This is a genomic window from Stenotrophomonas sp. 3(2025) (genome assembly GCF_052665395.1).
Genome location: NZ_JBQOIF010000010.1, coordinates 24,417 through 45,223, shown reverse-complemented (window position 1 = coordinate 45,223; position 20,807 = coordinate 24,417). Strand labels below are relative to the sequence as shown.

19 protein-coding genes and 1 riboswitch are annotated in these 20,807 nt (G+C 66.8%); of the genes, 6 read left to right on the top strand and 13 right to left on the bottom strand.

The window, feature by feature from the left end; translation table 11 throughout:
- Positions 1–181 precede the first annotated feature (181 nt).
- Positions 182–1,135: a DUF1028 domain-containing protein gene (locus ACUXVE_RS09730; RefSeq protein WP_222387953.1), complete on the top strand. Its 954-nt coding sequence runs from the start codon at positions 182–184 to the stop codon at positions 1,133–1,135.
- Between the two features lie 49 nt (positions 1,136–1,184).
- Here the strand turns inward: ACUXVE_RS09730 and ACUXVE_RS09725 are convergent, their stop codons facing one another.
- Complete coding sequence (locus ACUXVE_RS09725; RefSeq protein WP_445514312.1) at positions 1,185–3,062, bottom strand: patatin-like phospholipase family protein; 1,878 nt, start codon at positions 3,060–3,062, stop codon at positions 1,185–1,187.
- A gap of 127 nt (positions 3,063–3,189) precedes the next feature.
- Positions 3,190–3,406: riboswitch (cobalamin riboswitch) on the top strand.
- A gap of 142 nt (positions 3,407–3,548) precedes the next feature.
- Between ACUXVE_RS09725 and ACUXVE_RS09720 the strand changes: the two genes are divergently transcribed.
- Together ACUXVE_RS09720 and pncA are read left to right on the top strand one after the other, a co-directional pair.
- Positions 3,549–4,220 carry an epoxyqueuosine reductase QueH gene (locus ACUXVE_RS09720; RefSeq protein WP_093820775.1) on the top strand — a complete coding sequence of 224 codons (672 nt, stop codon included), beginning with the start codon at positions 3,549–3,551 and terminating at the stop codon, positions 4,218–4,220.
- 57 nt (positions 4,221–4,277) lie between these two features.
- A complete protein-coding gene (gene pncA, locus ACUXVE_RS09715; RefSeq protein WP_093820777.1) occupies positions 4,278–4,904 on the top strand; it encodes a bifunctional nicotinamidase/pyrazinamidase in 627 nt (208 codons plus the stop codon).
- An 87-nt stretch (positions 4,905–4,991) separates the two neighbouring features.
- On the opposite strand, the gene purU is transcribed toward pncA, so the two are convergent.
- Genes purU through ACUXVE_RS09700 form a run of 3 tightly spaced genes read right to left on the bottom strand, consistent with a single transcriptional unit; the run spans position 4,992 to position 7,294 of the window.
- Positions 4,992–5,843 (bottom strand): formyltetrahydrofolate deformylase, encoded by an 852-nt coding sequence (gene purU / locus ACUXVE_RS09710; protein WP_093820901.1) that lies wholly within the window; start codon positions 5,841–5,843, stop codon positions 4,992–4,994.
- Positions 5,844–5,899: 56 nt separating this feature from the next.
- Entirely contained in the window at positions 5,900–6,772 is an 873-nt protein-coding gene (locus ACUXVE_RS09705) for a hypothetical protein (protein WP_222387955.1), read from the bottom strand.
- 6 nt (positions 6,773–6,778) lie between these two features.
- Positions 6,779–7,294 (bottom strand): hypothetical protein, encoded by a 516-nt coding sequence (locus tag ACUXVE_RS09700; protein WP_222387956.1) that lies wholly within the window; start codon positions 7,292–7,294, stop codon positions 6,779–6,781.
- Positions 7,295–7,489: 195 nt separating this feature from the next.
- Between ACUXVE_RS09700 and ACUXVE_RS09695 the strand changes: the two genes are divergently transcribed.
- The gene (locus ACUXVE_RS09695; RefSeq protein ID WP_222387957.1) at positions 7,490–8,401 is read left to right on the top strand and encodes a LysR family transcriptional regulator; all 912 of its coding nucleotides are present in this window, start codon (positions 7,490–7,492) and stop codon (positions 8,399–8,401) included.
- A gap of 3 nt (positions 8,402–8,404) precedes the next feature.
- Here ACUXVE_RS09695 and ACUXVE_RS09690 read toward each other — a convergent pair whose 3' ends face one another.
- The 3 genes from ACUXVE_RS09690 to ACUXVE_RS09680 form a co-directional block, all read right to left on the bottom strand.
- Entirely contained in the window at positions 8,405–9,508 is a 1,104-nt protein-coding gene (locus ACUXVE_RS09690; RefSeq protein WP_105163262.1) for an NADH:flavin oxidoreductase/NADH oxidase, read from the bottom strand.
- A 166-nt stretch (positions 9,509–9,674) separates the two neighbouring features.
- Positions 9,675–10,481, bottom strand: coding sequence for an NAD-dependent protein deacetylase (locus ACUXVE_RS09685; protein WP_025875771.1), 807 nt, complete (start codon positions 10,479–10,481; stop codon positions 9,675–9,677).
- Positions 10,482–10,524: 43 nt separating this feature from the next.
- Positions 10,525–10,935 carry an acyl-CoA thioesterase gene (locus ACUXVE_RS09680; RefSeq protein WP_025875773.1) on the bottom strand — a complete coding sequence of 137 codons (411 nt, stop codon included), beginning with the start codon at positions 10,933–10,935 and terminating at the stop codon, positions 10,525–10,527.
- 92 nt (positions 10,936–11,027) lie between these two features.
- Between ACUXVE_RS09680 and ACUXVE_RS09675 the strand changes: the two genes are divergently transcribed.
- Positions 11,028–11,663, top strand: coding sequence for a LysE family translocator (locus ACUXVE_RS09675; protein WP_222387958.1), 636 nt, complete (start codon positions 11,028–11,030; stop codon positions 11,661–11,663).
- Between the two features lie 143 nt (positions 11,664–11,806).
- Here ACUXVE_RS09675 and ACUXVE_RS09670 read toward each other — a convergent pair whose 3' ends face one another.
- From ACUXVE_RS09670 to ACUXVE_RS09655, 4 genes are all read right to left on the bottom strand, one after another.
- Entirely contained in the window at positions 11,807–12,826 is a 1,020-nt protein-coding gene (locus ACUXVE_RS09670) for a ribonucleotide-diphosphate reductase subunit beta (protein ID WP_025875781.1), read from the bottom strand.
- Positions 12,827–12,951: 125 nt separating this feature from the next.
- Positions 12,952–15,363: a ribonucleoside-diphosphate reductase subunit alpha gene (locus ACUXVE_RS09665; protein ID WP_445514311.1), complete on the bottom strand. Its 2,412-nt coding sequence runs from the start codon at positions 15,361–15,363 to the stop codon at positions 12,952–12,954.
- A 519-nt stretch (positions 15,364–15,882) separates the two neighbouring features.
- A complete protein-coding gene (gene zapE / locus ACUXVE_RS09660; protein WP_025875783.1) occupies positions 15,883–16,983 on the bottom strand; it encodes a cell division protein ZapE in 1,101 nt (366 codons plus the stop codon).
- Positions 16,980–17,651, bottom strand: coding sequence for an alpha/beta hydrolase (locus tag ACUXVE_RS09655; RefSeq protein ID WP_093820789.1), 672 nt, complete (start codon positions 17,649–17,651; stop codon positions 16,980–16,982). The genes zapE and ACUXVE_RS09655 overlap by 4 nt, the downstream gene beginning before the upstream one ends.
- 43 nt (positions 17,652–17,694) lie before the next feature.
- On the opposite strand from ACUXVE_RS09655, the gene ACUXVE_RS09650 reads away from it, so the two are divergent.
- On the top strand, positions 17,695–18,555 hold the full coding sequence (locus ACUXVE_RS09650; RefSeq protein ID WP_445514310.1) for an EamA/RhaT family transporter: 861 nt from the start codon (positions 17,695–17,697) through the stop codon (positions 18,553–18,555).
- A gap of 72 nt (positions 18,556–18,627) precedes the next feature.
- Here ACUXVE_RS09650 and ACUXVE_RS09645 read toward each other — a convergent pair whose 3' ends face one another.
- Both ACUXVE_RS09645 and ACUXVE_RS09640 read right to left on the bottom strand, forming a co-directional pair.
- A complete protein-coding gene (locus ACUXVE_RS09645) occupies positions 18,628–20,067 on the bottom strand; it encodes an ExeM/NucH family extracellular endonuclease (protein ID WP_445514309.1) in 1,440 nt (479 codons plus the stop codon).
- Between the two features lie 154 nt (positions 20,068–20,221).
- On the bottom strand, positions 20,222–20,740 hold the full coding sequence (locus ACUXVE_RS09640; RefSeq protein WP_025875793.1) for a c-type cytochrome: 519 nt from the start codon (positions 20,738–20,740) through the stop codon (positions 20,222–20,224).
- Positions 20,741–20,807 lie beyond the last annotated feature (67 nt).

Here is a 20,807-nt window from a genome sequence, read left to right as displayed (position 1 = left end):
GCCTGCTTTTGGTGGGTGTCGACCTTGGTCGACACGGTAGATCCACGCCATGCGTGGATGCTCTTCGACGAATTGTCGAAATATTCGATTTCGATGGGGATTCATCCACGCATGGCGTGGATCTACTAAACCTTCCGCGCATCCGTTGCATCCCAGTTCAACGCCTTCACCGGAGACGACCATGTTCATGCTGCGCCCCTGCCTGGCCTTGCTGCTCGCTGCTGTCGCTGCGCCGGCATGGGCGACCTTTTCCATTGCCGCCTGCAACGAAGCCGGCGACTGCGGGGTGGCTGTCGCCACCCACAATCTCGCCGTCGGCGGTGTCGGCGTGCCGTGGGCGCAGGCGAAGGTCGGCGCGGTCGCCAGCCAGTTCGAAACCAACCCGACCTACGGCTCGAAGGGGCTGGCGCTGCTGGCCGAAGGTCGCACGCCGGCACAGGTGCTCAAGCAGTTGCTGGATGAGGATGGCGACTTCGATGGCACCACCATCGCCGAGCGCCAGGTCGGGCTGGTCAGTGCGCGAGGCGGCAATGCGCAGTACACCGGCGCCACTGCACAGCGGGCCGATTGGGCCGGTGCCGTTGGCGAGGGCAAGGTGAGCGTGCAAGGCAATGGACTGGCTGGGCCGGACGTGCTGGCGGCGACGCAACGCGCGTTTACGACCACCCACGGTGCGCTTGCCGCGCGCCTGTTGGCAGCGCTGGAAGCGGGACAAGCGGCGGGTGGGCAACGTAGCGGGCAATGGTCGGCGGCACTGTTGGTGCGCACGCCTGGCGGCGACTGGCAGGACACCGACCTGCGCGTGGATGCCGATCCGCGTGCCGTGGCGCGCCTGCGCGAGCTGTACGACATGCGGCTTTCAAATGAAGCGATCATCCGCGCCGAGCAGCAGTGGGAACAGGGCGACGTGGCCGGCGCACGTGCGTCGCTGGCCACCTCGCTGGCGCTGGCGCATGGCTGGGACCGGACGTGGGCACGCGCGGCGCGGCTGGCGATGTCGGAGGGTGAAACCGCATTGGCCCGCGAATTCCTGGCGGGATTGCGCGCGCTCAACCCGGGATGGGTGAAGCAGGAATTGGCCTTGCCGTTGTATGCGCCATTGCGCGGCGATGCGGTGGTCGAGGCGTGGCGATAGCCAACGGTAGGGCCGGACCATGCCCGGCGAGCGCAGCAGCGCACCGCGATCAATAGATCGGCGTCACCTTCATCTGCGGCAACGGCCGTGGCGAGCCGTCGGTAAGGTCCGGGCCAAGGTCATCCCAGCTGCGGCCCTGTTCCACCATCAGCCCCCACAGCTGCTGCGACGCCAGCCGCTTGTCTTCCGAACCCAGCTTGTACGACGGCGGTGGCGGCGTGCCGGTGGCCACCATCGCATAGGCCGCGCGATAGGCCAGCACCTGCTGCGCCGGATCATCGGTGCGCGATATTTCCAGCGTGTAGCGCTGGTAAGCCGAGGCCAGGTTGCGCCAACGGATCCAGTAATGGTTCTCGAACGAGAACGAACAGAAGCGTGCACCGGCGAGGCTGCCCTTGTCGGCGATGCGGGTCAGCACCTCCTGTGGCATGTCCAGGTTCATGCCACCCTCGTCGCCCTGCAGGCTCACATGCACGATGCGGTCGCGATACCCAGGCGCACGCGCCTGCAGCAGGTCGCGCCAGTTCTGCATGGTGGCCACCACCGCGAACAGGAAGCGGCCCAGCTCACCGGCCGCCAGCGGCGTGGCGATGGACTGGTAGTGCCGCTGCCATCCATGCCGGTTCTCGGTAGGCAGGAACACCGCGCGTTCCAGCGTCTGTCGGCTGTCGCTCTCGCGCACCACCGGCTCGGGACGTTGCGGATAGACCAGGTTGATGGCGAAGGTCGGCCAGCGCGGCAGTGCGGCATCGAACAGGTGAATCGGGAAGTTGCTGCTGATCCCGCCATCGGAGAACCAGCACACCCGGAACGCGGTGATCACCGGACCGCAGGCCTGGCCCGCGCTGGTCAGCCCTTCCATGCTGTCGGCCACGTTCTGCCCGCCCTCATCTGCCGCCGTCGACGTCGGCTCGCAGCGACGTTCGCGACGCGAGGGCTCATGCAGCGGCACCGCGCTGATCAGCAGCGGGAAGCTGAGGCTCATGCGCGTGGCCACCAGTACCGGCAGCGACGCACCCTGCGGCAGATGGAAGTAGTTGCGGCCTTCAACCTCGCGCGGTGGTCCGGCGCGGTCGACCATCCACTGCACCACACTGGCCGGGAACAGCTGCTCGAACTCCTCGCGCAGGAACCAGAACTGCGCCCCGCCCAACGGCAGCGTGCGTGGTTCGTTGTGCGATACGCAGGTGGTGATCATCTGCAGGGTGATCGCATGCGGGCTGTCCGGTTCGCCTGCATAGCGCGGCGCGTCGTGCAGGTCGGCGAAGGTCAGCGGTGCATCCATCGGCTTGCCCGACAGCTGCTGCAGGCTTTCATGCAGCCACTCGGTCAGCGCCGGCCTGCCTGCACTGCGGCTAAGCCCGCTGCACAGGCCCAGCAGGTTGCGCCGCGCCACCCGGGCCACGCGCAGCGCAGCGGCGGCCACGCCCGCGCCGTAGGCACACAGCAGCGACGGCAGCAGGGTCGCGGCCACGCCGCTCCAGCCACCACCCCACCAGCCCAGGCCGAGCAGCAGTGCCAGCGACACCAGCACTTCCAACGGCGCGATCTGGAACACCGCGATGGCCAGGCACAGCAGCTTGCGTGGCCAGCCGGCGTTGCCGGTCAGCACCACCAGCAGTCGATATGCCGCGCGCGCGCCGGCGGCGGGCTGGAACAGGCTGTAGATGAATCCGCGCCGCGACAGCTGCGCCGACACTGCCGACAGACCGCCATAGCCGGCGTCGCCAGGCAGCTGTTCGCCCCGTTGCTGGCGCCGGTCGCCGTACGCCGCCGCGGCCGCCACGGCTGCGGCGATCGCACCGGCCGAAGTGCCGCCGATGCTCTTGAAACGGTATTCGCGAGCCAATGCGAGCACCGCGTTGGGATACACGATGCCGCTGGTGATGCCGCCTTTCATGACCAGATCGCAGTACTTCGCCGCCACGAGCCACCTCCCGTCTGTCGGTGCCCAGTATGGCAAGAGGCACTCTCACAGCCTGAGAAACGCGCCACAGCCCTGCGTTTTCATCGACCCTTGACCATTGCCGCCAACGCGTCCACCGTGAGCACGTCGAAGGTATCCCTGCCGTGGCATCGATGGCGGCAGGGATTTAAACGGGAATCCGGTGAAGGCGCCTTGCGCGCCCATTCCGGAGCTGCCCCGCAGCGGTGAATGGAAACGAATCCTGCCAACAGCACTGGGCTCGCGCCTGGGAAGCGGCAGGTAGTAGGTGGGCCAGCCGGCCCGTGTCCATCAGCCCGAATACCGGCCCCGGCCGGGGGACACGACCGTCCCCCTGACTCGACCTGGAATCTCCGCGGGGAGGTTGCCGGGGCCGTCGTCGTCCTGCGCGTGCAGGCGATGTGGCCGCGCGCGTCCTGTTCACGGTTTCCGTCCAGACCTGCTGCCAACGCCCAGATGCACCCGACGATGACCGAGCTCCAACGCCCCACCCTGACCCTTCCCGACAACGGCCAGCGCCTGTTGCTGCACTCATGCTGTGCGCCCTGCTCGGGTGAGGTGATGGAGGCGATCACTGCCTCCGGGATCGACTACGCGATCTTCTTCTACAACCCCAACATCCATCCGGTGAAGGAATACGAGCTGCGCAAGCAGGAGAACATTCGCTTCGCCGAACAGCACGGCATCCCCTTCATCGACTGCGACTACGACACCGACAACTGGTTCAGCCGTGCACGTGGCATGGAGAACGAACCCGAGCGTGGCATCCGCTGCACCATGTGCTTCGACATGCGTTTCGAGCGCACCGCGCTGTACGCGCACGAGCATGGCTACGACACCATCAGCTCTTCGCTGGGCATCTCGCGCTGGAAGAACATGGCACAGATCAACGACTGTGGTATTCGCGCCGCCTCGCGCTACGAAGGCCTGCAGTACTGGGACTACAACTGGCGCAAGGGCGGCGGTGCCAGCCGCATGATCGAGATCAGCAAGCGCGAGCAGTTCTACCAGCAGGAATACTGCGGCTGCGTCTACTCGCTGCGCGATGCCAACCGTCATCGTCGCGAGAACGGCCGCGAGCGCATCAGGATCGGTCTGCTGTATTACGGGCAGGACAACGACGACGCCAGCGGCGATTGACGTGCACGCGAGGGGCGGCCACGCTGGTCGCCCCTCCTGCGTTGTACCGGACCTGCCATGACCACCCTGCCCGCTGATGTCGCCCTGCTGGTGATCGACCTGCAGCCGGACTTCATGCCCGGTGGCGCCCTCGCCTGCGAACAGGGCGATGCGCTGGTGGCACCGATCAACGCGCTGTTGGCCGAGCGCCGCTACCGCACCGTGGTGGCCACCCAGGACTGGCACCCGGCCAACCACGCCTCGTTCGCCAGCCAGCACCCGGGCCACCTGCCTTTTGAAGCCATCCTGCTGCATGCACAGCCACAGACCCTGTGGCCGGACCACTGCGTGCAGGGCAGCACCGGCGCCGCCCTGCACCCCGGCGTGGACTGGACCGTGGCCGACCTGATCCTGCGCAAGGGCAGCCGCCAGCAGGTGGATTCCTACAGTGCCTTCCGCGAGAACCACGGCCCCGACGGCACGCGCCCGGCCACCGGGCTGGCCGGCTGGCTGCACGAACGCGGCATCCGCGAGGTGCACCTGTGCGGGCTGGCCCGCGACTACTGCGTGCTGTGGAGCGCGCAGGACGCGGTGAAGTCGGGTTTCCGGGTGAAATTCCTGTGGGAGCTGACCCGGCCGGTGACCGAGGCCAATGACGGCATGGTGCGCGAAGCCCTGGCGAAGGCGAGGATCGCGATCCTCTGACCCGCTTCCGCCGGGCATGGCCCGGCGCTACCCGTCGTCCGATCCTGGTAGCGCCGGGCCATGCCCGGCGAGCGGGCGACGCGGCCGTTACCTGAACACCACCGTGCGGTGCCCGTTGAGCAGGATGCGGTGCTCCACGTGCCGGCGCACCGCCCGCGCCAACACCTGCGATTCGGTATCGCTGCCCAGCCGTACCAGTTCGCGCGGGGTCATCGCGTGGTCCACGCGGGCCACGTCCTGTTCGATGATCGGGCCTTCGTCCAGGTCTTCGGTGACGTAGTGCGCGGTGGCGCCGATGATCTTGACCCCGCGCGCGTGCGCCTGGTGGTACGGCTGCGCGCCCTTGAAGCTGGGCAGGAAACTGTGGTGGATGTTGATCGCCCTGCCCGCCAGCGCACGGCACAGCGTGGGCGAGAGAATCTGCATGTAGCGCGCCAGCACCACCAGGTCGATGCGCTCGCGCTCGACCAGATCGATGATCTGCTGTTCCTGCGCCGCGCGCGTGTCGGCGTTCACCGGCAGGTGGTGGAACGGCACCTGGTAGGACGCTGCCAGTGCTGCGAAGTCGGCATGGTTGGAGGCCACCGCAGCGATGTCCACCTTCAACTGGCCGCTGTGCGCACGGAACAGCAGATCGTTCAGGCAATGGCCCTGCTTGCTGACCAGCACCAGCAGGCGCGGCCGGCGGCGGCCATCATGCAGCTGCCAGTCCATGCCGAAGTCTGCGGCCAGTGCGGCCATCGCGGCGTGCACGGTGTCCAGCGGCAGACCCGCATCGCGGTCGAAGTGCACGCGCAGGAAGAAGCGACCGCTCTCCTCGTCGCCGAACTGCTGGGCGTCGAGGATGTTGCAGCCGTGGTCGAACAACAGGCCCGACACGCGGTAGACGATGCCGGTGCGGTCGGGACAGGAGAGAGTGAGGATGGAATCGGGGCGCATCGCCGGAGTGTAGGGCAGCACCGCTGCGCGGTGCACGATGCTGTCAAATGCAACCATCAATCAGAGGCAAGGCGCAGAGCGCGAATGATTGGGGCAACTTCTTCCCCCGCACCTCGCCAACCGGTTCCAGTTTCAATGACCCGACCCTCGCGAACAAGGTGAAAGACCGGAGTCTGCTGACGGTCGAAATCCGCCCACCTCTTGTCCATGTACATCACGCTCATCGGCAGCTCAGGATGAAGTCCATTCCATTCGGCGATGCTATCGCCGGCCCAGTGCGGGCCATTGGGCACTACCAACACCAGCTTATCGCGGAGCCCCTGGTAGGCAGGTTGGGCGACAATGTTCTGCAGGGCTCTTCGTGAGTGACCACAACGCGGATGAACGATGGCGACAACCTGGTCTCCGCTCAGCCGTATCGAATCACGAACGAGGGAACCGTCAGCCTGGACAGCGTACACGGGCAGGCCGGGCGGGAAGCGGCCCGGAAAAACCCGCGGAAACGCCGGGACATTGCTGAGCCACTGGCGACGCAACCGTTCTGCTTGGGCAAAATCTCCCCTTGCCACATGTAGCCCTATCAGCCTGCGATGATGCTCAGCGCCGGCGGTGCCGCGCTCGACCAACAGGCCGTACTGTGCCAACGCATTGCGCAGTGGTTCGGCATCCGGTACGTAGTTGGCGAACAGCGAAGCAGCCTTGAACTGGTCCTCGATGACGCGGTCCTTGTTTCTGCAGCCGACCGCACGTGATGCCCTTCGACCCGCAACGTAGATGTGCGACAGCGCCTCGATGCGATCACGTGCAGATGCATTCAGCGTTGTCGCCTCCGCCTTCAACAGCTGTGTGTAGGTATCGGCCTTGCATATGGATACAGGGCTGATACTGGACGCAGCTCCTAGAACAAGCATCCATTCGAGGAGCAGCATGCGCGCTCAGCAACCCGACATGCAGACGAACTCTGTGGACTCTCTGCACGTGGCACGGGCGACACATCGATATCCCATGTGATCCTCCACGAGCTCACCGGATTGGACATACGAGCGGCGGATATCGCGATCAACTTCAGTATCGACACGCAACCCTGGCATCAGCCGAAGTGTGCGTTCGGCACCGAACAGCGACAGCAGCCGGCGGGCTTGACTGTAGCTCAGCTCGCTGGCGATGGCGTCCGTCGAGTAACCAACCAGGCCGTTCTCGTTGAATGACAGCGAGGTCAGGAACTGCTCCAGCCCGTCGGCGGACAGGAGCGTCAGCGGCGAATCCACGGGAATGGCGGCGAGGTAGCTGTCCAGGCGCGCTGCGCTGGATATCTGCGCGTTCTTCTGCGCGACGAGCATCTGCTCACGTAGTGACTCCCGCACACCATCGCCCGTCTGGGCGGCAGCGGAAGCGGAAGCGGAGTAGGCAAGCACCAGTGCAAGCAAAGAGACGCGCGTGCAGTTCTGCATGATGAACTCCTGTATGCGGCGAACGTGCCGTGGTCAGCGTAGTGCGGGGCGTTGCGGCAGGATTGTGCGTCCGGTCTCGCAACGCCTGCATTGCAACAATTCCTATGCCACCGGCCGCCGGGGTTCGCGGGCAAAGCGACTGCTTGGGACAGACCCAAGCGATACTTGGCCTTCCGCATGGCAAGCTGGTCGGTCATGAACCTGTTGCAGCTCATCCGCAGCTTCACCCGCACCGCAGAGACCGGCAGCATTGCCGCTGCGGCGCGCACCCTTGGCATCAGCGCCACCGCCGTGGGCCAGAACATCAACCGGCTGGAAGCCCACCTGGGCGTCCGCCTGCTGAACCGCAGCACGCGTCAGCTGGCGCTGAGCGAAGCCGGCACGGTGTACCTGGCGCAGGTGCGGCATATCGAAGCCGACCTGGCGCGCGCGCAGGCGATGGTGACCGCCGGCGACGTGGAGCCGGCCGGGCCCCTGCGCATCGCCAGCAGCAGCGCGTTCGGCCGGCACGTGCTGGCACCGCTGCTGCCCTCATTGCAGCATCGGTACCCGCAGCTGCAGCTGGAGCTGCGCCTGACCGATCGCGCCGTGCAGCACGGTGCCGAGGCGGTGGATGCCAGCATCCGCATCGGCGCGCAGCTGGAGGACGGGCTGGTGGCACGTCCACTGGCGCGCATCCCGTTCGTGTTCTGCGCCTCGCCGGCGTATCTGCAGGCGCACGGCACGCCGCTGCAACCGGCGCAGCTGGCCGCCCATCGCGGCCTGCTGCATCGCTTTCCCACCGATGGCCGGCCACTGCGCTGGGGCCTGCTGAAGGACGGCGAGCGGGTGGATGCCGCGCTGCCGCCGAGCATGGTCTGCGATGACATCGATGCGCTGGCCGAGCTGGCCGCCGCCGGTGCCGGCATCACCCGGCTGGCGGCGTTCGTGGCCGAGCCCTACCTGCGCGATGGTCGCCTGCAGTGCGTGTTCGGTTGCGGCACCGACTGGCAGCCGGAACCGATGGACATCTACTTCTGCGTGAGCGACCGCCGCGATTTCACCGCCAAGATCCGCGCGCTGTTCGAGCACCTTCAGGCCGGCCTGCCGCCGGCCTGGCAGGTGTAGTGCTCAGCGCGGGCTGAACACGCCGCGTGCGTCGCGCGGTTCGCAGCGCAGGTACTGCGGTGCCGGCACCACGCTGTCGCCCAGTGCAGCAGCGGCGTGCCACGGCCAGCGCGGGTCGTACAGGATGCCCCGGGCCAGCGCGATGGCATCGGCCTGGTTGTGGCGCAGGATCGATTCGGCCTGCTCCGGCTCGGTGATCATGCCCACCGCGATCACCGGCATGCGCACCTTCTTGGCCTTGATCGCCGCCGCGAACGGCACCTGGTAGCCCGGGCCGACACTGATCTTCTGGCGCTCGTGCAGGCCGCCGCTGGACACATGCAGGAAATTGCAGCCGCGCGCGTCCAGCACCTGTGCCAGCGCCTCGCTCTGCACGATGTCCCAACCCCCCTCGACCCAGTCGCTGGCGGAGATGCGTACGCCTACGGCGACCTTGTCCGACACTGCAGCACGCACTGCGTCAAACACTTCCACCAGCATCCGCAGGCGGTTCGGCAGCGAGCCACCGTAGCCATCGGTGCGGCGGTTGCTCAGCGGTGACAGGAACTGATGCAGCAGATAACCGTGCGCGGCGTGGATCTCGATCAGCTCGAAGCCCAGGCGCTCGGCGCGCACCGCACTGGCGGCGAAGGCGGCAACGACTTCGGCGATACCGGCCTCGTCCAGTTCCTGCGGTGCCGGATCGGCGGCATGGAACGGCAGCGGCGAGGGGGCCACGGTCGCCCAGCCGCGGGCATCATCGGCCGGCAGCTGGCCACCGCCGTCCCAGGGACGATTCACCGACGCCTTGCGGCCCGCATGGCCCAGCTGCACGCCCAGCGGCATCGGCGACCAGCGGCGCACGCTGGCCAGCACCTGCGCCAGGGCCGCTTCGGTGCCGTCATCCCACAGGCCCAGATCGGCCCAGCTGATGCGGCCGCGCGCTTCGACCGCGGTGGCCTCCAGGATCAGCAGGCCCGCGCCGGACTGCGCCAGGTTGCCCAGATGCATGGCGTGCCAGTCGCTGGCGCGGCCGTCTTCGGCGGAGTACTGGCACATCGGCGCGACGACGATGCGGTTGGACAGGGTCAGGGGGCCGAAGGAGATCGGCGAAAACAGCTGGCTCACGGCAGTGGGGGTGTACCAAAGGGGGTGCGTATTGCACCGCTGTGCGGCCGATAGATCAACCGTGTGGGTGGATCGCTGTTTCGTGGGGGCGCGTTGTGGGTAGCGCCGGGCCACGCCCGGCGAGCGCACAGCGCGGCAGCCCGTTTCCGCCGGGCATGGGCCGGCGCTACCCGATGACGAACCCGGCCAGCGCCTCGGCGCAGTCGCGCTCGTCCTTGAACTGCAGCAGGTCGTCGGCACGGGTGCGGCCACGGTTCAGCGCGGCCACCGGCAGACCCGCCTTGGCCGCGGCCTGCACGAAGCGGAAGCCGGAATAGACCATCAGCGAGGAACCCACCACCAGTACTGCATCCGCCTGCTGCAGGTGCTCATGCACCGCAGCCACGCGTTCACGCGGCACGTTTTCGCCGAAGAACACTACGTCCGGCTTCAGCAGGCCACCACAGTGCGGGCAGTCGGGCACCGCAAACGCGGAGAAGTCGGTTTCCAGATCGGCGTCGCCGTCGGGCGCGATACCGGCCTGCAGCAGTTCCCAGCCGGGGTTGGCCTGCAGCAGCCGCTGCTGGAACGCCTCACGCTCGCTGCGGCGTTCGCAGCCCATGCAGCGCACCAGGTCCAGGCGGCCATGCAGGTCGATCACGTTCTGGCTGCCCGCGCGCTGGTGCAGGCCATCCACGTTCTGGGTCAGCAGCACCTGCAGCTTGCCGCTGTCCTCCAGTGCGGCCAGCGCCTGGTGGGTGCCGTTGGGCCGGGCCTGGCCGAAGCGCGGCCAGCCCAGCAGGCTGCGCGCCCAGTAGCGCTGGCGGGTGGCGGCCTCGCCCATGAAGGCCTGGTAGGTCACCGGCGGCGTGCGCTTCCACTGGCCATCGGCATCGCGGTAATCGGGGATGCCCGAGGCGGTGCTGCAGCCGGCGCCGGTCAGCACGAACAGGCGCTGGGCGCGGTCGATGAAGTCGGTGAGCGGCGGGGTCATGGCAGCCAGATGGGGGCGCACCGGCGCCCCCGCAAGCATCGGCTCAGGCCGCCGGCGCGCCGGGCAGCTGCGGCACGGTCACCGGGTGGCCATCGTCGCCCAGGGCGATCATCACGAAGTGGCCACGGGTGCACAGCTTGCGCTCGCCGCTGTGCAGGTCCTCGGCGATCAGCTCCACCTCGACCTTCATCGAGCTGCGGCCGACCTCGACGATGCGGCCGATCGTTTCCACCATCTGGCCGATGCGGATCGGCAGCTTGAAATCGACCTGGTCGCTGCGCGCGGTCACCACGGTGCGGCGCGAATAGCGGGCGGCGGCGAGGAAGGCGGCCTTGTCCATCCATGCCAGTGCCTGGCCACCGAACAGGGTGCCCATGTGGTTGGTGTGGTTGGGAAAGACGATTTCGGCCATGCGCACTTCGGTCGGCGGCACGGTCTCGGGGATGGGGGTCATGGGGGCGGTTCGGGTGTGGGGTGAGACGGATTTTAAGGCAGGTGGTGTGCAGGCGGCGCTACACTTCGGCACCCCCACTGCGTGAACCCACCATGCCCGCCACGTCCGACCTGCTGGCCTTCGCCCTTGTCTCGCTGGCCATGGTGCTGACGCCCGGGCCGAACATGATCTACGTGATCTCGCGCTCGATCTGCCAGGGCCGCATGGCCGGGCTGATCTCGCTGGGCGGGGTGGCGCTGGGCTTCGTGTTCTACATGCTGTGCGCGGCGCTGGGCATCACCGCGCTGCTGATGACCGTGCCGTTTGCCTACGACGCGCTGCGCATCGGCGGCGCGCTGTACCTGCTGTACCTGGCGTGGCAGGCGCTGAAGCCCGGCGGCCGCTCGCCGTTTGCGGTGCGTGACCTGCCGGTGGACGGCCCACGCAAGCTGTTCGCGATGGGTTTCCTGACCAACGTGCTGAACCCCAAGGTCGCGGTGATGTACCTGTCCCTGCTGCCGCAGTTCCTGCACCCGGACAGCGAGGGCAGCGTGCTGATGCAGTCGCTGGTGCTGGGCTCCACCCAGCTGCTGGTCAGCGTGAGCGTGAACGCGGTGATCGCAATAATGGCCGGCAGCATCGCCGGCTTCCTGGCGGCCCGCCCCACCTGGCAGGCGGTGCAACGGTGGTTGATGGGCACGGTGCTGGCCGGGTTGGCCGTGCGCATGGCGGTGGATGGGCGGCGATAGCGCCGGGCTATGCCCGGCCGATTGCGCACGGCGCCCTGAAAAACTTCCGCGCTGCGCGCTCGCCGGGCGTGGCCCGGCGCTACCGTAAAAACGAAAAACCCCGGCGTTGGCCGGGGTTTTCGCGACAGACCTGATCGGATCGATCAGAAGTTCATGTCGAAGGCGACTTCGCCCTTCACGCCCACCTGGTAGGCCGAGGCGCGGCGTTCGAAGAAGTTGGTCAGTTCCTGCACGTCCTGCAGTTCCATGAAGCTCAGCGGGTTGCGCACGTTGTACTTGCGCTCCATGCCCAGGCGATGGAAATGGTTGTCGGCGCAGTGCTGCAGGTACTGGCGCATGTCACGGGTGGAAATGCCTGCCACGCCACCGGACAGCACGTCCTCGGCGAACTGCACTTCGCACTCGATGGCCTCGGCCAGCATGTCATAGACATCCTGCTTCATCTTGTCGTCGAACAGGTCCGGCTCTTCCTCGCGGATCACGTCCACGCACTCGAAGGCGAACTCCATGTGCGCGCTTTCGTCGCGGAACACCCAGTTGGTGCCCGAAGCCAGGCCGTTGAGCAGGCCGCGCGAACGGAAGTAGTACACGTAGGCGAAGGCGGCGAAGAAGAACAGGCCTTCGATGCACGCGGCGAAGCAGATCTGGTTGAGCAGGAACTGGCGACGCTCTTCGCGGGTCTCGATGCGCTTCAGGTCCTGGATCGAATCGATCCACTTGAAGCAGAAATCGGCCTTCTTCTTGATCGAGTCGATGTTCTCCACCGCGGCGAAGGCTTTGACGCGCTCGTCCGGATCCGGCAGGTAGTTGTCCAGCAGGGTCAGGTAGAACTGCACGTGCAGCGCTTCTTCATACAGCTGGCGCGACAGGTACATGCGCGCTTCGGGCGCGTTCAAGTGCTGGTACAGGTTCAGCACCAGGTTGTTGGACACGATCGAATCGCCGGTGGCGAAGAAGGCGACCAGGCGGTGGATCAGGTGGCGCTCGCCCGGCGACATCTTGCTGTGCAGGTCGCTGATGTCGATCTGGAAGTTGATCTCTTCCACCGTCCAGGTGTTCTTGATCGCATTCCGGTACATGTCATAGAACTGCGGGTAGCGCATCGGGCGCAGGGTCAGTTCAAAACCGGGATCGAGCAGCATCTGCTTGGGCTTGTCGGCCATGGGTGTTTCCTTGTCTTCTCGGGTCAAAACGCCGGGCATGGCCCGGCGCTACCTTGTTGTTTCCGTAGTCGGGCAGCAGTGCCGACCAACGGTCGGCACCCACCGCGCGTTAATCCACCGCGGTGTTACTGGCAGGCTTCGCAGGCTTCCGGGTTCTCCAGCGAGCAGGCGATGGCCTCCTCCGGGCTGAACACCTTTTCCGGCGCAGCGCTGGCCGTGTGGCTGACGGTGGTCTTGGCGATCTTGGTGGCAGGACGCGAACGCAGGTAGTAGGTGGTCTTGATGCCCTGCTTCCAGGCGTACATGTACATGGAGGACATCGCGCCGATGCTCGGGCTTTCCATGAACAGGTTGAGCGAGGCGGACTGGTCGATGAAGGCACCACGGTCGGCGGCCATGTCGATCAGCGAACGCATCGGCAGTTCCCATGCGGTGCGGTAGACGTGGCGCAGCGTTTCCGGAATCTGGGTGATGGCCTGGATCGAACCGTCGGCCAGCTTGATTGCATCGCGCATTTCCGGGGTCCAGTGGCCCAGCTTCTTCAGCTCGTTCACCAGGTAACGGTTCACCTGCAGGAAGTCACCGGACAGGGTCTCGCGCTTGAACAGGTTGGACACCTGCGGTTCCACGCACTCGTAGCAGCCGGCGATGGAGGCGATGGTGGCGGTCGGGGCGATCGCGATCATCAGCGAGTTGCGCAGGCCGTGTTCCTTGATGCGCTCACGCAGGGCATCCCAGCGCGCGGCATCTTCCGGCACCACGTTCCAGGCGTCGAACTGCAGCTCGCCGCTGGCCGCACGGGTGTCGGCGAAGGACGGGTGCTTGCCGCGTTCCTGGGCCAGTTCGACCGAGGTTTCCAGCGCGTGGAAGTAGATGGTCTCGGCAATCTTCTTCGACAGCGCGCGGGCTTCGGCGCTATCGAACGGCAGGCGCTTGCGGAAGAACACGTCCTGCAGGCCCATGCAGCCCAGGCCGACCGGACGCCAGCGCAGGTTGCCGCGGCGCGCCGATTCGATCGGGTAGAAGTTCAGGTCGATCACGCGGTCCAGCTGGCGCACGGCCAGGCGCACGGTGTCGGCCAGCTTGTCGAAATCGAACTCGCCGTTGCCGTCGAAGTGGTTGCCCAGGTTGATCGAACCCAGGTTGCACACCGCGGTTTCTTCAGCCGAGGTGACTTCCAGGATCTCGGTGCACAGGTTGGACAGGTGGATCACGTTGCCGGCGCGCAGGGTCTGGTTGCTGGCGCGGTTGCACTTGTCCTTGAAGGTCATCCAGCCGTTGCCGGTCTCGGCCAGGGTGCGCATCATCCGCGAGTACAGCTTGCGCGCGGAGATGGTGCGGTTGGCCTTGCCCTGTGCTTCGGCCTGCAGGTAGGCGGCCTCGAAGGCTTCGCCGAACAGGTCGGTGAACTCGGGCACCACGCGCGGATCGAACAGCGACCATTCCTGGTCCGACTCGACACGCTTCATGAACAGGTCCGGGATCCAGTTGGCCAGGTTCAGGTTGTGCGCACGGCGCGATTCGTCGCCGGTGTTGTCACGCAGCTCGAGGAAGTCCTCGATGTCGGCGTGCCAGGTTTCCAGGTACACACAGGCCGCGCCCTTGCGCTTGCCCCCCTGGTTCACCGCAGCCACCGACGAATCCATGGTCTTCAGCCACGGCACGATGCCGTTGGAATGGCCGTTGGTGGACTTGATGAGCGAGCCACGCGAACGCACGCGGGTGTAGCTGACGCCGATGCCGCCGGAGAACTTCGACAGCTGGGCGATGTCGCCGTACTTGGCGTAGATCGATTCCAGCGAATCCTGCGGCGAGTCCAGCAGGAAGCACGAGGACAGCTGCTCGTGGGTGGTGCCGGAGTTGAACAGGGTCGGGCTGGACGGCAGGTAGTCCAGGTTGCCCATGCGCTTGTACAGCGCCAGGGTTTCCGGCACGTCCTCGCTCAGCGCGCTGGCGATGCGCAGGAAGAACTGCTGCGGGGTCTCGATCACCTTGCGGGTGTGCGGGTGGCGCAGCAGGTAGCGGTCGTACAGGGTACGCAGGCCGAAGTAATCGAAGTTCAGGTCCAGCGAGATGTCGATGGCATCGTTGAGCTTGCGTGCGTTGGTCTGCACGAAGTTCAGCAGGCGGTCGTTGATCAGGCCCACTTCGTGGCCACGACCCACCGACTGCGAGAACGCGTGGATTTCCTGGTTGGACACTTCCTTGGCGATGAAGTTGGCCAGCAGGCGCGCGGCCAGGCGGCCGTATTCGGGTTCTTCGCCGATCAGCAGCGCCGCGGTGCGGATGGACAGTTCGTCCAGCTCCTGGGTGGTGGCGCCGTTGTACAGGCCGGAAATGGTGCGGGTGGCCACACGCATCGGATCGACGGCGTGCAGGCCCTCGGAGGAACGCTGCACCGCGCGGACGATCTTGTTCAGATCCACCAGCTCGGTCGTGCCATTGCGCTTGGTCACACTCATCGCGTTGGACGTCGGCGGCGACGTCAACAGGAATTCGCTTTCCTTCTCGATGGTGGCGCTGGTCTCGGTGGTCACGGCGTGTGTCCTCTTGGCGTGATGGATGGTGGCTCGGAGCATCGGGTGACGCGGCCCGGGACGTGACAGCCCAGGGTGGCAGACCGGTGTCGCAGGAATTGAGACCCTGCGCCTGTGGCTGCCGCTGGCAGTGCTGACCGGTGCCGCTGCGGGCATGGAGGGCGTATCACCGGAGGATCCGGCGATCCATTCCATGGACCCGGCGACTTGGGGTCCCCACAACCGACAGCCACAAGATAGTGGGGGTAGTTGGGTCCGTCAACGCCAAATGTAGTGAAATTCGGCAATCCCTTGCGCCGCAAGGATCGTGCCATCGGCGCCCGGTTTGGACGCTTTGGACCTGCTGGAACGGGCTGCGCAGTCAAGCCCGAAACACGTCATCGCGGTGGCAATCAGCGCCCCACCAGCGGAACGATGACAGCTTCACATGACAGGACCACGCAGGCGAGGGACAAGTCTGTGGATAGGTGGTGGGCAGACAGTGGGCAGCCGGTGGACGGGGCGGCACCGCCCCGGTCGTCACGCCCGGTGCGGGGTACCCAGGTACTCGGCGCTCTGCATTTCGATCAGGCGCGAGGCCGTACGCTCGAACGCGCCCTGCAGCCGGGTACCGGTGTACAGCTCGACCGGCGAGGTGCTGGCGGTGCAGACCAGGTTGACGTGGCGGTCGTACAGCTCGTCGATCAGGTTGACGAAGCGGCGCGCGGCATCCTCGTTCAGGCGATCGAAGGCCGGAATGCCCCCCAGCAGCACGGTGTTGAACTCGTGCGCGATCTCGATGTAGTCCGACGGCCCGCGCGGGCCTTCGCACAGGGCGGCGAAGTCGAACCAGGCAATGCTCTTGCCGCGCGCGCGCACCGGAATCTTGCGGCTCTCGATTTCGATGTTGCCCGCCTTGGCCGGCTGGCCACCGCTCAACTCGCCCCAGCGCGTAGCCAGCCAGGTGTCACTGTCGGCGGCCAGCGGCGCGCGGTACACCGGCGAACGGGTCAGCGCGCGCATGCGGTAGTCCTCGGTGCCTTCGGCGTAAAGCTCCACGCAGTAGCGCTGCAGCAGGCCGATGGCCGGCATGAAGCTCTCGCGCTGCAGGCCGTTGAGGTACAGGTTTTCCACCGCCGTGTTGGAGGTGGTGACCAGGGTCACGCCCTCGGCGAACATCCGCTCCAGCAGGCGCGCCAGCAGCATGGCATCGCCGATGTCGGTGACGAAGAATTCGTCCAGCACCAGCACGCGCAGGTTGCTGCGCCATTCCTGGGCGATCTTCGCCAGCGGATCGCTCTGGCCCTGGTGCTCGCGCAGGCGCTCGTGCACGCTGCGCATGAAGCGATGGAAGTGGGTGCGGTACTTCTGCTTGATCGGCAGGCCGTCGTAGAACAGGTCGACCAGGAAGGTCTTGCCGCGGCCGACGCCGCCCCAGAAGTACAGGCCTTTGACCGGCTCGGGTTTCTTCCAGAACGAGGACAGGCGGTCCAGCCAGCCGTCCTCGGCGCTGTCCACCAGGGCCAGGTGGATCCGGTCCAGCTCGGCCAGCGCCGCATGCTGGGCCGGGTCGTTCTGCCAATCGCCGCGTTCCACCCCGGCCGCGTAGCGCTGCGTCGGGGTCAGTTCCACCTCGCTCATGCCGCCGTGCCCAGCCAATGCTTGACGCCGTGGGTGAGCGCGCCGCGCAGGTCGATCAGCTTGCGGTGGAAGAAGTGACTTGTGTCCGGCATGCGCACCAGCTCATGCGGCGCATCGAGAGTGTCCAACCACTGATAGACGGCCTGCGGGTCGACAATTTCATCCTGCTCGCCCTGGATCACCAGCCAGCGGGCCGGCGGCGCAATGCCGCCGAAGTCCCACCGGCCCGCCGGCGGCGCGATCGAGATCAGCGCTTCGGGCTGCAGCTCGGCGGCAGCCTTCAGTGAAACGAACGCACCGAAGCTGAAGCCGGCCAGCCACAGTCGGTCGTCGGGACGCTGCTGGCGGACCCAGGCGGTAACAGCCTTCAAATCCTCCTGCTCACCCACGCCATGGTCGAATTCACCGGCAGAACCGCCGACGCTGCGGAAGTTGAAGCGCACCGTGGCGATACCCAGCTCGCGCAGGGTAGTGGCGGTCATGGTGACCACCTTGTTGTGCAGGGTGCCGCCTTCGGTGGACAGCGGATGGCAGATGACGGCCACGATCGGCTGCATCGGCACATCGGCCTTGGGCAGGTCGACGACCACTTCCAGCGGACCAACCGGGCCATCCAGCACCAGGCATGCGGTTTCGCCAGCGGCGACAGGGAACGAGGGCTTGTGCATGGCACCATGATAACGTCCCCCGCCCCAGCCCTGTGCCCGCCCCATGTTCTACCTGTCCCTGGCCGTGATCTGCAGTGTGCTGGTTTCGGTGTTGTTGAAGCTGGCTGGCCGTCGCCAGCTGGATGTTGCACAGATGGTGACCTGGAACTATCTGGTCGCCGCGACGATGACGACGGTGGTGTTGCAGCCGCCGCTGGACGCCTTGCGCGCCCCGCATGCGCCGTGGGTTTCGCTGCTGGCACTGGCGGTGGTGCTGCCCTCGATCTTCCTGGTGCTGGGCCGCGCGGTGGCGGTGGCCGGCATCGTCCGCAGTGATGTGGCGCAGCGGTTGTCGCTGCTGCTGTCGCTGGCGGCGGCGTTCCTGTTCTTTGGCCAGAGCGCCAGCACGTGGAAGCTGGTGGGGCTGGGCCTGGGCCTGCTGGCGATGGTGGCCATCAGCCTGCGTCCGCGCGGCCCGGCAGTGGCGGCCTCGCCCGGTGGCTGGGGCTGGCTGCTGGGCGTATGGGCCGGCTTCGCGGTGGTCGACGTGCTGCTCAAGCAGGTGGCGCTGTCGGGCACGCCGTCGATGGCGGCGGTGCTGGCCAGTTTCAGCGTGGCCTTCGTGCTGATGCTGGCGCTGCAGTTGTGGCGGCATTTCAGTGGGCGCAGCCGCCTGGCCTGGCGCAACCTGGGTGCGGGTGCGCTGCTGGGCCTGCTCAACGGCGGCAACATTCTTTTCTATGTGCATGCACACCAGTCGATGCCGGACAGCCCGGCCACCGTGTTTGCCGGCATGAACATCGGCGTGGTGGTGCTGGGTGCGCTGGTGGGTGTGTTCGCCTTCGGCGAGGCCACTACGCGCTGGAACCGGGCCGGTCTGGCGCTGGCGGTGCTGGCGATCGGGTTGATCGCCTGGGGTAAGTGATGACCGGGGTCAGAGCCCATTCCGTAGGAATGGGGTCCGACCCCGGCGATGTCGAGCTACCCCGGCGAGGGCTTACTTGTCGAAGCCCAGCAGCAGCGGGTCGTGGTCGGAGCTGCGCCACGGGCCCTGCACGTTGCGGCCCTGGTAACCGCTGGCGTCCTGCTCGTCGGCATTGCTGTGCCACTCGGCGGCGCCGGCGAGGCGCTTGGCCATGGTCGGGCTGAGCAGCGCATGATCGAGGCGGCCGGTGTAGCCGTTGTAGACGTAGCTGTAGGGCTGTTCGACCTTGGCCACCTTGAAGGCATCCTGCCAGCCCAGGTCGTGCAGGGTGCGGATCGGATCTTCCATGGCGTAGGCGTTGAAGTCGCCCATCAGCACCACGTCCTTCACCTTAAGGCGCGCGGCTTCGGCCTGCACCCAGGAGTTGAGCTGCCTGGCCGATTCCACGCGGGTGGCGTTCCAGCAGCCCTGCCCGTCATTGCGGTCGGCGTCGGCGCCGCTGGCATCGCGGCAGCCCTTGGACTTGAAGTGGTTGGCAACCACCATGAACGGCGCACCCTTGCCCTGGAAGGCCTGTGCCAGCGGCGCACGGCTGTGTTCGACGAAGGGGCCGTCGAGCATGGTCAGCGGCGTGCCGAGCGGCTTGAATTCGCTCTTGCGGTAGATGATGCCGACGCGGATCGGATTGCTGCCGGGGCCTTGGCCGGCATCGACGAACGCCCACTGTCTGTCTGCGGCGAGGCCGGCATTGAGCGCATCCACCAGTTCGGCGATGGCCGACTGCGGGCCGTAACCGTCGTTCTCCAGTTCCATCAGCGCGGCGATGTCGGCGCCCAGCGCGTTGACGGTGGCGACCAGCTTGCCGACCTGCGCCTTGTGCTCGTCCAGCGTGCGCGCGCCGCGCAGGGTCGGGAACCCACCGCCCTTGCCGTCACCATTGAAGAAATTCTCCAGGTTGAACGCGGCGATGTGCAGGCGGCCGGGTACGCTCGGCACGGCCGGGCGCTGCAGGTCCGGCAGCTTCAGGACACCGTCCACCTGCAGGCTGGGCCGGCCCTGCGCGTCCACGCGCACGGTACCTTCCACGTTGCGCAGCTGCATGCCGGTACGCAGCACCGGGTTGCCCGGCAGGTAGGCGACGCTGTCCGGATCACGCACATCGCTGCCATCGTCCAGCAGCAGGCGGCGGCGCTGGTTGTCGGCCATCACCTGATCGATCCCGGCACTGCCGGGCGCGGCCACTTCGGTCGGCTGCCACAGGCGGCCATCGAAGGCGACGGTGAGCTGGCCGAAGCGTTCCAGGCCATCGGTGCCGGCCAGGGTGAGCGGCGCGGCGATGCGCACGTGCTGCCCATCCAGTGCACGCCAGTCGGCCGGCGCGGCGGCCAGGGTGACGGTGGCTGGGCTGCGTGGCGCAGGCGCCGAGGTCGGCGCAACCTGTGGCTGGGCCTGGGCGAAAGCGGATGCCGGCATCAGCAGGGACAGGGCGAGGGCGAGGGAACGGCGACGCATCGACAGACGACTCCACGGAAGAGGCGCACAGACTAACCCTGAAATGCGAAACCCCGCCTGCGCAGCGGGGGCATAGGGGCGATCAGGCCTCGGTGGGCAAAGCCGGGCAGTGCCGGCCGCTGGCCGGCACTACCAGCGGACGCGGCGGCGTCCGCTATTTCAGATTGCCCAGCATCCAGTCCACGGTGGCGTGGATCTGCTCCTCGGTGAGCGCCGGGTTGCCGCCCTTGGGCGGCATGATGCCGCCGTCGGGGCCGGTGTAGCCCTCGATGGCGTGCTTGTAGAGGGTGTCCTTGCCCTGCGCCAGGCGCTTGTCCCAGTGCGAGTGGTCCAGCGTCGGCGCCATGCCCACGCCAGTGGTATGGCAGGCGGTGCACAGGTTGTCGAAGATCACCTTGCCGTCCTTGGTACCGCCGTAGGCCACCTGCGAGGCGGCCTTGGCCAGCGCTGCGGCCTTGGCCGCGGCCTGCGCGGCGGCGCCGGTGCTGCCGGCGTATACCGCGCCAGTGGGCGAGATGCGCTGTTCAGTGCGTTTGGCGGCGGTGGGCGACACCTCGGGCGGAATCCGGGTGTGGATGAACGCGGCCAGCAGGATCAGACCGAGGGTGATGGCCATCAACAGCGCGATCACCATGGAGAAGCGTTTCAGGAACTCCAGATCGTAATTCCGCACTCTTCGTTACCCCTGGCTGATAGTCGTTGGACCACGGCTGAGCGACTGCGTGATGGGCCGAGTATAG